This window comes from Algoriphagus formosus, from assembly GCF_002807035.1.
Taxonomy (GTDB): Bacteria; Bacteroidota; Bacteroidia; order Cytophagales; family Cyclobacteriaceae; genus Algoriphagus; species Algoriphagus formosus.
The window spans coordinates 107,432-122,455 of record NZ_NIUC01000001.1; the positions used below are offsets into that span (position 1 = coordinate 107,432).

A 15,024-nucleotide genomic window follows, 5' to 3' on the forward strand; every position below is an offset into this window, starting at 1 on the left:
AACATTTTAAATCCACAAAGGCTTTTGTTCTCGTATATCCAACGAAACATTAGCTATCATGAAAACAATTCAAGTAAAATCGGGGAATTTGACAAATTCCCGCAGAGCTTTTCTGGAAAAATCCGGTTCTGTGCTCGCTATGTCCGTCTTTGGACTTTCTTTTTTCACCAGTTGCTCAGATGAGGAAGATGCTACTCCTCAGGCTCCCCCAACAGGCGGAGGAAGCGGAATTACTGTAGCTGGAAACACCATTACCATTGATCTAAATCAGCAAACAGGGCTAGCCAATAGTGGAGGCTGGTTGCTTATCATCGAAGCTCAAACTCTTGTGGTAAATGTGGGGGGAAGCTACAGCGCTTTGACATCCGTGTGTACCCATTCTGCTTGTGACAGAAACTGGAGTTACTCAGGCAATCGATTCACTTGCTCTTGCCATGGATCACAGTTTGACACAGAAGGAAACGTTCTTCAAGGTCCTGCCAATCGACCACTTGAGCGATTTGATACCAGTGTCAGCAATGATATTTTGACCATCACCAAGTGATGAGAAGGCTTGTTTTATTCGTATTCTTTTCTGCTCTCAGTTTTTTGACCTACGGTCAAAACTTCGTCACAGAGGACGGAAAAGCTGTTTTCACTTCCAAAGCTCCTTTGAATGAGTTCGAAGGTGTATCTCAGAAACTTCACGGGTTGATCGACCTGGATAAAAACTTGGTTGATTTCTACCTTGATCTGAATACCCTCGATACCGGAATAGGATTACGGGATCGTCACATGCGGGAAAATTATCTGGAGACAGATAAATATCCCTTTGCAGAATTTACCGGAAAAATGCTGACTGTACCTGACTTAGATTCTGACGATTGGGTAGCTGTCGAGGTGGAAGGTATTTTCAAAATCCATGGTAAAGAGAAACAAATTCGAATTCCGGGAATGCTGAAAAAAGAGGAGAAAGGCCTTGTGAAATTACAGGCAGACTTCGAAGTGCTTTTAGGAGACTTTGATATAGAAATTCCAAAATTGGTCTTTTATGAATTGGCTGAAAAGCAGTTGGTTCATATTGAGGGAGATCTAAAACTTCAGAACTGATGCAAAAGCTATTTACTTTAATATTGATTGGCAGCTTGATTTCCTTTTCCGCAAAGGGGCAGTTAGAGCGGAAACTTGTCAACGAAAATCAACCGGTGGATCTGATTTTTCATGCTCCCAGGCATATCAATCTGCTTACCGTAGAGCCCTTGGACAAAAAGACCATGCACTTTGCCATCATGCATACCTTTGGTACCTTGAATGGAGGTGTCGAGAACCTGTTTGGCTTGGATAATGGTGCAAATATTCAGTTTAGTTTTGAGTTTGCGCTTTCTGAGAAGTTTTCGGCTGGAATTTCGAGGAGTAGCCGGGATAAGGTTTACCAGGTATTTGGTCGATATCATTTGCTTGAGCAGCGCTTAAATGAGTCTATGCCAGTCAGTGTCAGTCTTGCAGGTGGAATGGGAGTGAATACCAGTAATTATGATTTTCTCCCTGAAAATGCTCCTAACTTCTCAGAGCGAAGCAATTACTTCGCTCAGGTGATGATTGCCAGAAAGTTTACTGATAGAATCAGCCTGCAGTTGAGTCCAATGATGGCTTATTTTGTAGACCCTAGGCCTGTTTATCAAATCGAGGGGACAGAAAATTTCTATCTAGCTCTCGGGCTTAGTGGAAAGTTTAAAGTCGGAGAGCGCTCTTCGCTTACTTTGCAATACATCCCAAATTTGAATACAGATCTTCGAAGCAATTTTGGAATAGGTTGGGACGTGGAGGCTGGTGGACACGTATTTCAAATGTATTTCGTGACCTCTCAGGCATTAAACGAACCCTATTTGCTAGCCGGAGGCAATGGAGTACCCGGTGAAGAATTTAGACTTGGATTCAATGTGAATCGGGTATTTGCGATTGGTCAGAAGAAGAGATAGAATGTCGATTTGAATGCTTTTTTACAAAGCTTTGTCCTGTTGAAGTGGAGCCATTCATTGTTATAGGTCTTTAAACATTCTTAAGAAATTAATCCCTTCTTCTATAAATTTGAATTTCAACCTGACCATCTACTTGACCTTCCTGCATTTGATAGGAAGGTTTGAGTAGGCTTTCTAATGGTCTAATATCCTCTTCCTCCTGAGGATAAGCGTGCTGATAATAATTGTAGATAAAGACCCGAATTTCTTCCGGAGCAGTTCCTATTAAAGAATCAGCACTTTCTATAGGGATAAGTATTTTAGCAGTGAGATTTTGGTCTGGAATGAGTACTTCTCTGCTGAAATAAATGAAGTTGTTTACTAGTATAGGTGATTGATTTTCAGTAGATAATAGCTCTCTGTTTAACTCTTTGATTAAATTTTGATAATCTTTTAAGTCTTTTTGATACTGAATGGCTAAGATAGCCGGACTTATGAGGACTAAGCTAAATGCGGCAACTTGCCAGTTGGATTTTGGAAGGAAAAGTAGGACGGCAAGAACTCCTTGAAAAGCCGCGGTTTTCCAATCATTTTGAAATACACTGATGGCGACACCTAGAATCATTAAGGACATTATTGTCCATTTCATTTTAGGATTAGTTTTCCAAGTTTTCCAACCACTGCCTATTAAAAATGCCAATATCGGAACAATCACGATCAGGTGACGAGGGTTCAGGTAAATGGGATTGTAGAGTTCGAGCGTAGAACTCATAAACCAAAAACCGATTAAGAGGGAGAGGAAAGCCAAAGAAAACTCAAGATCTTTAGGTTTTTTTGTCTTCAAAGCATTCCAAATTCCGGGAATAGAAAAGACTATCCAAGGCCAATAAATGCGTTCTACAAAGGTTGTGATAGGCAAATAGCTCAATCGTCTCAACATACTTTTCCAACCTTTGTCTGCGTAGGTAAATTCAGAAACGTAATGCCCTGCATTGATAGAAGTAACCCGGTAGAAAGGGTCTCCAAACTTCCACCAGAAATACGCCAAATAAAGGAGTATGACGGTTGCGCCCAAAGCAATTAAGTAGCTTAGAAAGGAGAAATTCATTTTTTTTGACCTCCAGTCAAAATATAAAATCAGAATTGGAAAAGTACCCAATAAGACCATGGTTTCTTTGGTAACCATTCCCACAAAAAAGCCAATAATGATTCCTAGAGCTGCCAAAAAGGGCTTTTGAAAGCGAAAAGTCGAGGCGAAAACCACAAAAGCAACGCATAGTACCAATAAAGCATCAGGATACACCTTGGTCAAAAAGTGCAGCAAATAAACCTGAGTGAGCATCCAAATGCTAAAAACCATCTTTCTTTCTTTTCCTGATTGCAGCCTAAAGAGCAATAGAAATGTAATCAGGTAGGCTAAGAGTGATATTGCCGATGCCCAATGGGGATTCATCCCAAACCAATGCACAATTAATCCTGCGGGTATGTAAGCGCCCCAACGACTAGAAAAGTGATAATCGTTTGTGGCCATTTTTCCCTCCCAAAAATCTCTCCCTGCAAGCAGGTAATACACATCATCGCTGAAAGTGATCCCGTCAAAACCAAAGAACCAGTAGCCAAAAAGAAAGATCAATCCTCCCCACAAAACAATAGAGGACCAATTCTTAGCAAATACTGCGCTTTCATTCATTTGCATACTTCCAAAATTAGGCGATTTCAATTCTCCTTTTGGAAAGTGGAAATAATTTATTCATGACAATTACTGACAAAAAAATTAAAATTTACTTTCAAAGTGATAGTTTAGAGTCCTTTTTTAATTCAAAAAGAACCGAATATGGCAGCATCAGGAAAAGTAGAGCAGCAAAAAATTCTCCGTGTTTTCAAATTGATCAATCTTCTTAGAGGGAATATTGGGAAGCCGGTACATCGATTGGCAGAACTGTTAGAAACTGATGTCCGGACAATCTACCGATATTTTAAACTCCTAGAATCCTTGGGTTTTAAGGTGGAAAAGGAATTTAGCAAGTACAAATTAGCGGAGTATCCCGGGAGTATGGATACAATGAATTTTTCTACTTTTTCTGCGGAAGAAAGTCAATGGTTAAGAGAAATCATCGAAAGTAAAGGGAAAAAGAACCTGCTTCGGGATTCGGTTTTACAAAAGCTTCAGCTTCGATCGGAGCTGCGAGAGAGCACTGAGGAGCTATTTCGTGCAAACTTGGGTCGAATTATCGACGAAATTGGGAAAGGAATTCAGGAAGAGCGACAAATCTGGCTTCGTGACTACTATTCCTTGCACAGTGATTCTGTCAGTGATCGATTGGTGGAGCCGGTCGCATTTTCAAAGAATTATGAATTTATCCATGCTTTCGAACCGGAAAGTGGCTCGATGAAGGTTTTCAAAATTGAGCGAATTGGAGAGGTGATCGTATCCAATGAAGCATGGAAAAATAAAAAGAAGCATGAAATTCCTGAGGAATCCTTTTTTGGATATACTGGAAAAAAACGCTTTCATGTCAGACTTCGAATGAGTAAAAAGGCCTACCAACTTATGCTTGAAGAATACCCAAATGCTCGCCCCTCGCTGAAAACTGAAAATCGTAATCAGTTTATTTTCGAAGGTAATGTGCCTCAGCTTCCTGGATTGGGTCGATTTATCCTGGGATTACCCGGTGAAATAAAAGTAGAAGAAGGTGATGAGATGAAGGAATACCTTTCCGCCCAAATACTCCGTGCCAATTATTTTTAGAGATAGCTTTGTAATTTTTTATCGGATAACGTAAATTCCTGATAGTCAAAACCAAAACCTTTTTAAAATGAAAAAAACCATGAAGTATTTTTCAGGGCTTCTATTTTTAGCCCTGATCGTTCAGTCCTGTTCTCAGGAGGAATCGCCACAGGTCTCCCCAAGTTCGGAGTTATCCCAAAGTCAAGAAGTCATCCCTCAAACTCAGATCAATGAGTTGATTTTTAAATCCCTTCAAGAAACCGGGGATTTCAAATGGGAAGAGCAAAGTGATTTGCTGATTTGGTCCGCTATGATGCATGCAGATTCTATCTTGACGATAGGGTATAAGCCAAGTATGGAAAGCCAGCCTAATTCAAGAATTGGTCTCGAAAAAGTTACCGATCCTCAATGGCAGGCCGCCGCTCAGAAAATTGTTCAAACTATTGAGGAGACGCTTGATCGTAATCAAAGCCCCAAATATCGATTGGCGGATGAAAATGCCTTGATCCATCCCGATCTACCATTCTTAGAGGTAAAATTCACGGATTTATCAATGATTCAGACACTTCGAAGTATGGGAGAAGTCCGATACATAGAGCCTAGATCGTATGAGTTTGATTATGCCTTACTTCAGGAAGCCGACCCAGATGCCCGTATCTTGAGCGATGCAGGCTGCGAAAATAGCCCAGGAAATGTTCCCTCTTCGGACTTTACACTAATTAGCCCATCGGCTAAATCTTCCTGGAATTATGAGGACATGGGAATTGATCAAGCATGGGCCCAAAGTACAGGAGCAGGTATTACGGTTGGAGTAATCGATACCGGACTTTCCCCTGATCAACCGATGTTAAATGGATTATTCAATTCGGGTGAATCTTCTGGAAGACAAGTACTTCGCTTTGGTACACATAAGACCGGATGGTGGTTTTGGAAGCGATACGATGGGCCAGATGATCAATGCGGTCATGGTACTGCCATGTCAGGTGTGATTGCATCACCCCGAAATACAGTTGGAAATGCCGTCGGTGTCGCTTATAACAGTAATTTGATTTCAGTTCGGGGTACTTCGGATGTGATTGTTAATTCAGGAAATGAAAAAGACGGTGTTGCTGAGGCTTTGGTGCTATTAGGCAATCGATCGGATGTGCGAATTATTTCCATGTCTATTGGTGATGTTTTTTCAAATTCTAAAGTGGCTGATGCTGTTCGGTACGCATACAATCGTGGGAAATTGATTTTTGCGGCAGCGGGAACTTCCACCAGTTTCACTAATTGGGTAGGAGTGATTTTCCCGGCTAATATGCCTGAGACAGTTGCCGTAACCGGTGTAAAAGAAGGAAGCGGCTATCAGCGTTGTGATACCTGCCATTCAGGCTCTCAGGTTGAGTTTACCGTTGTAATGGAGCGCTCAGGAAGCAATAATAAACCATTGACTACGGCCAACTTTGGAAATGATCCAGCGACTGTCGGAGGTTCATCAGTAGCAACTGCGACGACCTCTGGTATTGCAGCTTTGGTATGGTCAAAAAATCCAAATTGGACAAGAGATCAAGTACTGCAAAGGATGCGTGAGAGTTCAGACTTATTTCCTAATAAAAGTTCTCAGTACGGCTACGGTAATTTGAATGCTGCTGCAGCCGTGAGTGGGGTGTATTAGGTTTTAGATTATTCTTAATGTGGATATACGGAATCATGCCAGTAGCCTCATTTTCTTTGTTAATCTGGATAGATGTCAGGCCCGCCACGGCAGGCAAGTGTCCGATGACGGATGCCTGCATAAATCAATCATTTTGGCAGAATTTCAGCCTTTCAATTTCTATACTGGTATGAAAGCGCATCTACAAAAGCCTTAAAATCAAAGAATCCCTGACTGAAAAGCCAGGGATTCTTATTTTTCAATCATTTGAAAGCTCTTTATCAGAGCATTTCAGCTAGATTCTCAATTTTGCTTGCAAGATCTAGGATAGCTGCAGCATAGCGTTCATCCCATTCATCAAGTTTTTCGGTTCTGTTGATTGCGACCTCATATTGAATGCCGGGCAAAATCCAAGAAGCATAGCCTGAGAATGGGTCATTGCAAACATAAAGCGACTTGTACCAATCTCCGTAATACATCCCCTGCGGGTCGATCCAACTCTTTTCCAAACCAATCAAGCCCTGGTTGATTTGAATCTGCTTTTCTTTATCAAGGGAGCCTTGATCCATAGCTTCATTTAGTTTTTGCTGATAGTCGGCAGAGCTTCTTTCCAGTCTTACCAATGCCTCTCTCACGAGTTTAAAATCTTCAAACTCCGGAGCAATTTCTTTCACATTTTTCACTGCCTGATCAAAATGCCCTTTCAAATCTTGTGCATAACGTGGTACATCGTAAGGGATAACATTCGCATTGGCCATTCGAAGTGTCACCAATCCGAAAAGTTGTGCGACAGCACCACCCATTTTGAATGTGGGATCTACAAATTTGCTGTAGTAATTGAAGTTGTCATAATTTGAGTGATAGGCAGTCACTCCTCCGGTACCACCACTTAGGCTAGGAATTCCTACATGCATGTAGAAACCAATGTGATCCGATCCGCCTCCAAGGTTCCGAATGCTTGGCTCAGGATTATTTCCAGCCCAAATTTCAAATACTGTTTTGGTAGAATCTGGATACATGATTTCCTGAGAAGCATCGATGATTAGTTTCTTAAGGGTAGGGGCAGCCGCTGCACCAAAATTTCTACCCGAAACACCACCGTCAAAATTCATGTAGGTAATGGCTTTTGCAGAAAGTTCGTCGCGAAGTTGCTCCACCCATTCAGTCGAGCCTAGAATTCCTTGTTCTTCTGCATCCCAATGCCCAATCATGATTGATCGGTCTGGGCGCATTCCTTTTTTGGCAAGTTCACCCAAAGCTTCAGCTAGGGTCAGTAGCATAGCCGTACCTGAGTTTGGATCTGTAGCTCCAAAGCTCCAGGCATCAAAGTGTGAACCTAAAATGATCCATTCATCAGGGTATTTTGCTCCCTCGAAGGTTCCGATCACATTATTGACACGCACAAAATCTACGGGTTGGTCTACCATTACGCGGACTTTCAAGTCAGCGCCTCCCTCGATTTTATAGTCAAAAGGCAGGGCTCCTTGCCAATCCTCAGGAACAGACTGACCGTTCATTCTAGATAAAATTTCCTCTGCAGCTCCGTACCCAATAGGAGTGACAGGAATAGTGTGAAAAGCTACATCCTTCGGATCTAATCGGTCTACTTGCACAGGCCCATCCAAAGGAAGTGCTGGTTCGTATGGAGTCAAAGGGTCTCCTGTCCAGTCAAGGGTGAGCATGGATCCACGCTGAATGGTAGTTTCATTGTAATAAGGTCCATTCGGGTAAACTTCTCCTTTCGTGAAGCCATTATCGATGGGATCGGTATAGACGATCAGTCCAATTGCACCTGCTTGCTCGGCAAATTTCGCCTTAAACCCTCTAAAGTTTCCACCGTAGCGAGCTATGACAACCTTTCCAGTCAAGTCTATCCCCATCTCTTCCAACTTCTGGAAATCCTCTCTTCTTCCATAATTAACATAGACAACTTCGGCTGTCACATCGCCACTTCCTGAATAGGCATTAAATCCTAAGTGAAGACGATCGTCTTTGGTGAAAGGGTCTTCGTCGAGGACTTTCTCTTGTTGAGAAAGCTTCATTTGTACCGGTGATACGATTTCCAATTCTGATTTACCGGGATCATTGGGTAAATAGACATCGTATGGATAAAGCTGCACATCCATTCCCGCTTCTTCCATGATTTTTTTCATGTATTGCTGTACCAGCTCATTTTCTGCTGTACCGGCGATGTGGGGATTTTTGGTGAGTTCCTGGTGGTGAACTTTGAATCGGCTAAAGTCGACTGATTTCAAAAACTCCTGTTCGACACGCAGTCTTTCGGCTTGATTTTTTTCAAAAAAGCCATCCTGCGCAAAGGCAGCGCAGACTGTCATGGCCGTCAAAGCCAAGGATACAGTGCTTGTTTTAAATAAAAACTTCATAATTAATTAGGTTGGATAATTTCAGAGACGGAAAGCACCCCGTCAGATTTTTGGTTGACAATTCGCTTGGTTCTTAAGTAACGATTGAGCTCATATTCATCAAAATTGGGACTGGCTGGATCAAAACTTGAAATTCGTACACGTCCTCTGGAATGGATAAATTCATTGTTTCCAATCCACATACCTACATGCACAACTCGTTCTTTTCGATCATCGGTAGCTTTCTCTCCAAAAAAGAGAAGATCGCCTACTTGAAGGTTTTCCCAGTTTTTTTCTTTGTCCACCTCTTCCCCTTCATTGATTTGTTGGGAGGCATCTCTAGGAATCACCTGTCCGTTGAGGTAAAAAATGGTTTTGGTAAAACCACTGCAATCCACTCCTTTGATAGAGGTGCCACCCCAGAGATAGGGCACGCCAAGCATAGATTTAGCTGTTGATATCAGATTGTCCACTGATGTCTCTCTGCTACTAATCCACTCTTCCCATTGCATTAACTGCTCGGATTCTACCCAGCCCTCGCGACCATCCGGAAGCTGTACTTTTACCCAGTTTCCATCGCTAGTTAAGCCTGTCAAAATATCTCCTGCGACCAGATCAGAGACCATTTCTTTTTGGTCTTTTCCAGTCCAGACATGACCTGTAAGAGGGGTAAAAACCAGCTTTGCAGTCTGATACCAATTTTCTAACTCTGCCTCGGTCATTAATTGGATTCCTGCCTGATCTACCCAAGAAATGTACTGATCCGGCGTTTGCACCATGTACCAACTACCATCGCCTTTAAGCACCGTGAGTGGAGTGCCCATAAGCGCTTGGGTGGCTAGTTCAGCGGAATGCTTCGGTTGGCTTCGAATATTAGCTACTGAGATAGTCACCACCGCCTTGGTTTTACCTTCTAGCTCTGAATCAGGCAAGCGCTTGACAGCATCTGTAAATTGAATTCCTTCCTCATTTAGCTCAGAGATAAGCTCATCCAAAGCGGTCAAACGATCTGTTTCTCCCTTTAAGGAATCATTTTCAAAACTTAAGTTCCAGAGGGCAACCCGCTTGTCAGGGGCTGTGGTAGACCGGTAGTTTTCAATGAGTTGATTGACTGTTTGATTATCATTTGATATAGCGCATGATGCCAGGTAAAAAACAAATAAAGCGGGCCATGCCGATCGTATTTTCTTCATAGCTTTAAATATAATACAAAAGAAAACCACAAGGACTCCTTTATTGAGGGGAGCCTTGTGGTTTCTGATAGGGTGGGGTTGAATTAATTCGCGTTCAGATCAGGAGATCTCTCAAGAAACTCCTGGTATAATCTGATATGTCTATTACTAAGTGGAATGCGATACCCATTGATGAAAACATGCATGATTTGAGACCGTGTTTCGAATGGATCTTCAGTTGCCACGATGAGGTTGGCAACCTTTCCAGCTTCAATAGATCCTAATTGATCGCCTAAACCAAAAATCTCTGCTGGATTGATGGTTACTGCTTTCCATGCTTCTTCTTTTCCCATGCCATAGGCAGCTGCGAAAGCAGCGTGGAAAGGAAGATTTCTGACATTCTCAGTTTCATTGGTTCTAAGAGCCACTTTTACTCCAGCTTTGGCAAGTTTGCCAGCATTGGTATAAGCTGCATCATATCGGTCAGATTGACGAGAAGGAAGATCTTGAACTGGACCTGTAATAACAGGGATACCTGCTTCAGCAATTTCATCAGCAACTCTCCAACCTTCTTTTACACCTGAGAAAATAACACGGATATCCATGTCCTTCACCCATTTGATGGCGTTTTGAATATCAGAAGCAGCATTCACTTCGATCATTAGCGGAAGCTCTTTAGAAATGACCTTTGCCAATTGCGCGATTTCTGGGTAGTACTCAAGTTCTGCACCTTTGCTGCTCAATTCATGATACTGCTTCGCTTTTTCCATCAGTTCATTGGCATCTTTGAGGGCTTTCTCATTATCCTTTTTGATGTCTGCATCTGATCTTCGATCAAATCGACCTCTTCTCGCTGAGCTTGGAAAATTCATAGCCACTGCTTTAAATCCAGCATACATTTGATCAGGAGTATAACCTACCAAATTGATTAGCGCAGCTGTTCCAGGGAATAGTCCACCACTAGGCTTGGCAATTACGGTAGTAACTCCAGAAACTCGTGTAACCGGGATGGCCTCTGAATTTGGATTGACAGCTGTAAGTGCTTGCATATTCGGCGTTACATTTCCGATCTCTTGATAATCAACTGTTTCGGCCACCGAACTTACCTCAGCTAGACCTAGTGTCGTGCCACTATCGATCATTCCAGGGTAGATCACCATTCCACTACAGTCAATTACCTCTGCTCCATCTGCTGAAACATTGGAACCAACTTGTAAGATTTTTCCATTTTCTATCAAAACAGAAGCACCAGAGAGTACACCTTTGGTGATGGTGTGAACAGTTGCATTCTGCAAAAGGAATTTTCCTGTACGGGGTTTAATGAATTCCCCGTCAATTTGCGCCATGGCCATCATTGGCAGTAGGGCAATCAGGAAGGTCAGAAAGGTTTTATTTATTCTTTTCATGTCTTCGATGTTGAGGGGATTATTGATTCATTTGAAATAAGGCACTTGCAGTCTCAAAAAGGTGCTCAGTGTCCTGCATACAACGGTGATTGTGCTCAGTAAGTAGAATTGGCTCTACGGTCTCAGTAGGGCTTACCTGCTGGCGCTGATCATCCTGATCCTCATTGATATCAAAGTACTTGATCCCATCCACAAAGGTCATTTGAGGAATAGCGTATGATGAAAGTGGATGGCCTTCGAAAATTGCCACGTCTCCATGCTTTCCTTCTTCGAGCGATCCTACTTTATCATCTATTCCCAATTGTCTGGCAGGATTGATCGTGATCATTGACAAAGCTTCATCATCGGATAAGTTTCCATATCGTTGAGTTTTAGCCGCTTCGTGGTACAAATGACGGATCAATTCAGCAGAGTCAGAGTTGATTGAAGTGATCGCACCGTTTCTGTGCAAAATAGCTGCGTTGAAAGCTGTCGAGTAGTAAACCTCAAATTTGTAAGCCCACCAGTCAGCAAATACTGAAGCACCCATAGTATACTCAGCAATCTCAGGAGCAACCTTGAATCCCTCATTAGTATGTTGGAATACCAGTTTATCAATTCCGAAATCTCTTGCCACATTGATTAGCATGTAGATTTCATCAGCTCGATAGGAGTGACAGTGAATGATAATTTTACCATCTAAGATATCTACTAATGTCTGTAGTCGTTCATTGTATTCGGGAGCTACAGCAGTACTTCCTTTTTGACTTTTAGCTTTATTGAAATCCTCCCAAGCTTTTTTGTACTGTAGTGCTTCATTGAAACCATTTCTCAAGATAGCTTCTACACCCATCCGGCTTCTTGGCTGGATTCCATTTCCTCTTCCGTGTACTCTTGTTGGATTTTCTCCCAAAGCAAACTTGATCGTACGAGGTGCATCCTGCATGATGATGTCTTCAGGATTACTTGATCCCCATCTGTGCTTAAGTGTGGCGTTTTGACCACCGACTACGTTTGCCGAGCCGTGCATGGCATGTGAAATAGTTACACCTCCTGCCAAGGCTCTGTAGATACCGATTTCATATGGATTGACCACATCTTTCATTCTGACCTCAGCTACAATAGGAGCAGTGGCTTCATTCACTACGTCCAATGCCACGTGGGAGTGAGCATCGATGATACCCGGCATTACATATTTACCGGTAGCATCTACTGTGGTTACCCCGGAAGGAGCATTTAGATCTTTCCCGATTTTCTTGATTACGCCATCCTGAATTAAGACATCAGTATTTTCATAAGTACCATTTGTGACGGTCAGTACCGTCCCATTTTTAATTAACACGCTCCCTTTGGGAGTTTGTGCCCAAGAAAATGACAAGCATAGACTCAGACAAAGTGCGAGTAGTATATTGATTTTCTTCATTTCCTTAGTTGTTTGAAATAAAATTTGGATTACGGGTTGCAGAGATTGGGAAAGAACCAAACTGTGCGATGTTCATAGATCCGTCCATTGAGTTTCCAGAAATTTCTCCAGAAACGCTCACAGAAATTGCCATTCCACCTGCGCTTACTTCAAAAGAGAAGCTCAACTGTGAACCCGAAATACTTACATCAGAAATGGGAGAGGTAGCCGTTCCATTTCCTGAAGGATCGTCATAAGTAATGGTTCCTGAATAATCATCTCCATCTTTTTCGATAGTAAGCTTTCCGCCAGAGCTTCCTGCAGGAGTCTCGGAAGTGTAGTCCCAAGTTCCAGCGACTTCTACAGTTGCTTCCCCGTTACCATTCTTCTTCTTGGTTTTAATTTCGTAATCGAAAATGCTTCCATCTGCGACCACATGCTTTATCTGAGAATCTTCACTGAAAATTGGACCGGTGGTGATTACCAGATTGGCAATTTTTCCTTGCTCCACCGTTCCAGCGATTCGATTCATTCCAATCATACTAGCAGCGTTGGTAGTCAAAGCAGCCATAGCCGCTGACTCAGTAAGTCCTGCTTCTATCATTGCACGAAGAGACTTCATCGCATCACTTGGCTTAGCATCAATTGTAGAAAATGCGAATGCCACACCAGCTTCAGCTAATTTGCCTGCTTGTGCAATGGTGCGATCGTATGATTCTTTTACTCGGTCATATTGAGCTTGAACCGCCTCATCTACATCGTCTTTTTGACTTTTGATGGCTTTGTCATCAGGAGTTTCCAGCTTTAGTATGACTCCTACACCACTAGACTTTAGCAAATCAATTACTTCATCATATTGCTCAAGTCCGTAAACCACCAATTTGAAACCAAGTTCTTTCTGAAGGCTGATTGCTCTGCGAACTTCCAAATCATTTTCAACTTCGAAAAAGACAGGTATCTGACCATTGACTACCTCGGTCATTGCCGAATAAGTCTGGTTAATTTCAGGACGGGTCACCCCGGAGTTGGAAGTAAAAGTTGCAATTCGGTCCTGAGTTAGATTAGTGTTTTTGTACACATCTCTAAACTTAGCCATGACGCCTACGGTAGTCCCAGGATACATTCCCCTAGATCCATTCAAGCTTGCAGCAAGTGCGGTGTTTGCTTTGATAAGATTGGTAGAGCCTTTGGTTCCTAAAACCATGATAGCACCTTTTCCAGCGATCATTCCTCCATCAGGAAGTACATGTGCCATGGTGAAACCAGCTTTTCTCAGATCATCTACCTGTGAAGAGCTGATGTCAAATTGATCCGTAGCTGATCTCCAAGGGGTAATACCTGCGATCTCATCTGGTGGGTTTGACGATACAAAATCGCTTGGCCTTTCCGGATCTTCTGGTTTTGTGATGCCAGCTTGAGAAGCAGCATCGATAAATCCTGGATAGATATAAAGTGAGTCCCCTGCAATTACTTTTGCAGCTGCAGGAATAGTGACTCCAGATCCTACACTGATAATTACACCGTCTTTGACAACGATGGTAGCTTTTTGTCCTTCACTTCCGGGGGAAGCATGGACTGTGGCATTGGTGAATGCATAGGTTTGGGTGATAGGTTTCTGACCAGTGGGATCACTTTGTGCGAACAAAGTCCCACTGCCGAAAAGCCCCCATGCGAACAGACCCAAGAGGCCGGTTTTCCAAAGTGGTTTTTTCATTTGTGTGTTAATTTGATTGATTAAATCCAACTAGGATTTCTAGGAATTGACAAGTAAAAGCGCCTGAATGTTTGGAGTTTTTACTTATGTGCAAAATACCTGTTTGATTGATGGTTTATTTAAATGGTAAGCTAATAAAAGGAATTAGGGAATCCCGCTAGATTTTTTTTTGGTGGCAATTTTTTTGATCAATGGCAATTAATTGCTTTTTGTAGCAGCTATTTTGTTCTTTTATGATTGATATAAAAAATCCTGTCTATCGGCTCGGATTATAATTATTGGTATTTCCATTAAGTCATTATCTTTATTGGTCAAATCACCCAAAAAATGAAGAAAATCCTGATTATAGAGGATGATTTATTGATCAGTAGTCTTGTTGATTTCCGACTCAAAAAGGAAGGGTATATTACTAAGTTGGTTGTAGATGGGAATGAAGGAGTTGAAGCTATTCAGGAATTCAAACCCGATCTGATAATTACTGATGTAATGATGCCTTTCAAAAGCGGGATAGAGCTGATCCACTACGCTAAAAAAGAATTTCCTGATATACCCATCATCGTCTTGAGTTCATTAGGAGAAGAGGAGGGAGTTGTTTTGGAGGCTTTTCATCTTGGGGTAAGTGACTTTATTCCTAAGCCATTCAATCCCAATGAATTAGCTCTTCGTGTCAAGCGCGTACTAAATTAG

Annotated in this window: 12 protein-coding genes; 6 read left to right on the forward strand and 6 right to left on the reverse strand. The window is 42.2% G+C overall.

Annotated features, from left to right (window positions below; genetic code table 11):
* Positions 1 to 58 precede the first annotated feature (58 nt).
* Genes CDH51_RS00480 through CDH51_RS00490 form a run of 3 tightly spaced genes read left to right on the forward strand, consistent with a single transcriptional unit; the run spans position 59 to position 1,958 of the window.
* Positions 59 to 544, forward strand: coding sequence for a QcrA and Rieske domain-containing protein (locus tag CDH51_RS00480; RefSeq protein WP_100626778.1), 486 nt, complete (start codon positions 59 to 61; stop codon positions 542 to 544).
* Complete coding sequence (locus CDH51_RS00485; RefSeq protein WP_100626779.1) at positions 544 to 1,089, forward strand: YceI family protein; 546 nt, start codon at positions 544 to 546, stop codon at positions 1,087 to 1,089. The genes CDH51_RS00480 and CDH51_RS00485 overlap by 1 nt, the downstream gene beginning before the upstream one ends.
* A complete protein-coding gene (locus tag CDH51_RS00490; protein WP_100626780.1) occupies positions 1,089 to 1,958 on the forward strand; it encodes a DUF5777 family beta-barrel protein in 870 nt (289 codons plus the stop codon). The genes CDH51_RS00485 and CDH51_RS00490 overlap by 1 nt, the downstream gene beginning before the upstream one ends.
* An 88-nt stretch (positions 1,959 to 2,046) precedes the next feature.
* On the opposite strand, the gene CDH51_RS00495 is transcribed toward CDH51_RS00490, so the two are convergent.
* Entirely contained in the window at positions 2,047 to 3,627 is a 1,581-nt protein-coding gene (locus CDH51_RS00495; RefSeq protein ID WP_157807016.1) for an ArnT family glycosyltransferase, read from the reverse strand.
* A 144-nt stretch (positions 3,628 to 3,771) separates the two neighbouring features.
* On the opposite strand from CDH51_RS00495, the gene CDH51_RS00500 reads away from it, so the two are divergent.
* Both CDH51_RS00500 and CDH51_RS00505 read left to right on the forward strand, forming a co-directional pair.
* Positions 3,772 to 4,686 carry a helix-turn-helix transcriptional regulator gene (locus CDH51_RS00500; protein ID WP_024282688.1) on the forward strand — a complete coding sequence of 305 codons (915 nt, stop codon included), beginning with the start codon at positions 3,772 to 3,774 and terminating at the stop codon, positions 4,684 to 4,686.
* Between the two features lie 67 nt (positions 4,687 to 4,753).
* Positions 4,754 to 6,322, forward strand: coding sequence for a S8 family peptidase (locus CDH51_RS00505; RefSeq protein ID WP_232724717.1), 1,569 nt, complete (start codon positions 4,754 to 4,756; stop codon positions 6,320 to 6,322).
* A 260-nt stretch (positions 6,323 to 6,582) separates the two neighbouring features.
* Here CDH51_RS00505 and CDH51_RS00510 read toward each other — a convergent pair whose 3' ends face one another.
* From CDH51_RS00510 to CDH51_RS00530, 5 genes are all read right to left on the reverse strand, one after another.
* On the reverse strand, positions 6,583 to 8,685 hold the full coding sequence (locus CDH51_RS00510; RefSeq protein WP_100626782.1) for a M28 family peptidase: 2,103 nt from the start codon (positions 8,683 to 8,685) through the stop codon (positions 6,583 to 6,585).
* A 2-nt stretch (positions 8,686 to 8,687) separates the two neighbouring features.
* On the reverse strand, positions 8,688 to 9,857 hold the full coding sequence (locus CDH51_RS00515; RefSeq protein ID WP_100626783.1) for a C40 family peptidase: 1,170 nt from the start codon (positions 9,855 to 9,857) through the stop codon (positions 8,688 to 8,690).
* Positions 9,858 to 9,940: 83 nt separating this feature from the next.
* Positions 9,941 to 11,242, reverse strand: a complete 1,302-nt coding sequence (locus CDH51_RS00520; protein WP_100626784.1) for an amidohydrolase family protein — start codon at positions 11,240 to 11,242, stop codon at positions 9,941 to 9,943.
* Positions 11,243 to 11,261: 19 nt separating this feature from the next.
* On the reverse strand, positions 11,262 to 12,644 hold the full coding sequence (locus CDH51_RS00525; protein ID WP_100626785.1) for an amidohydrolase family protein: 1,383 nt from the start codon (positions 12,642 to 12,644) through the stop codon (positions 11,262 to 11,264).
* 4 nt (positions 12,645 to 12,648) lie between these two features.
* A complete protein-coding gene (locus tag CDH51_RS00530; RefSeq protein WP_100626786.1) occupies positions 12,649 to 14,337 on the reverse strand; it encodes an amidohydrolase family protein in 1,689 nt (562 codons plus the stop codon).
* A 327-nt stretch (positions 14,338 to 14,664) separates the two neighbouring features.
* Between CDH51_RS00530 and CDH51_RS00535 the strand changes: the two genes are divergently transcribed.
* Positions 14,665 to 15,024 (forward strand): response regulator transcription factor, encoded by a 360-nt coding sequence (locus CDH51_RS00535; protein WP_100626787.1) that lies wholly within the window; start codon positions 14,665 to 14,667, stop codon positions 15,022 to 15,024.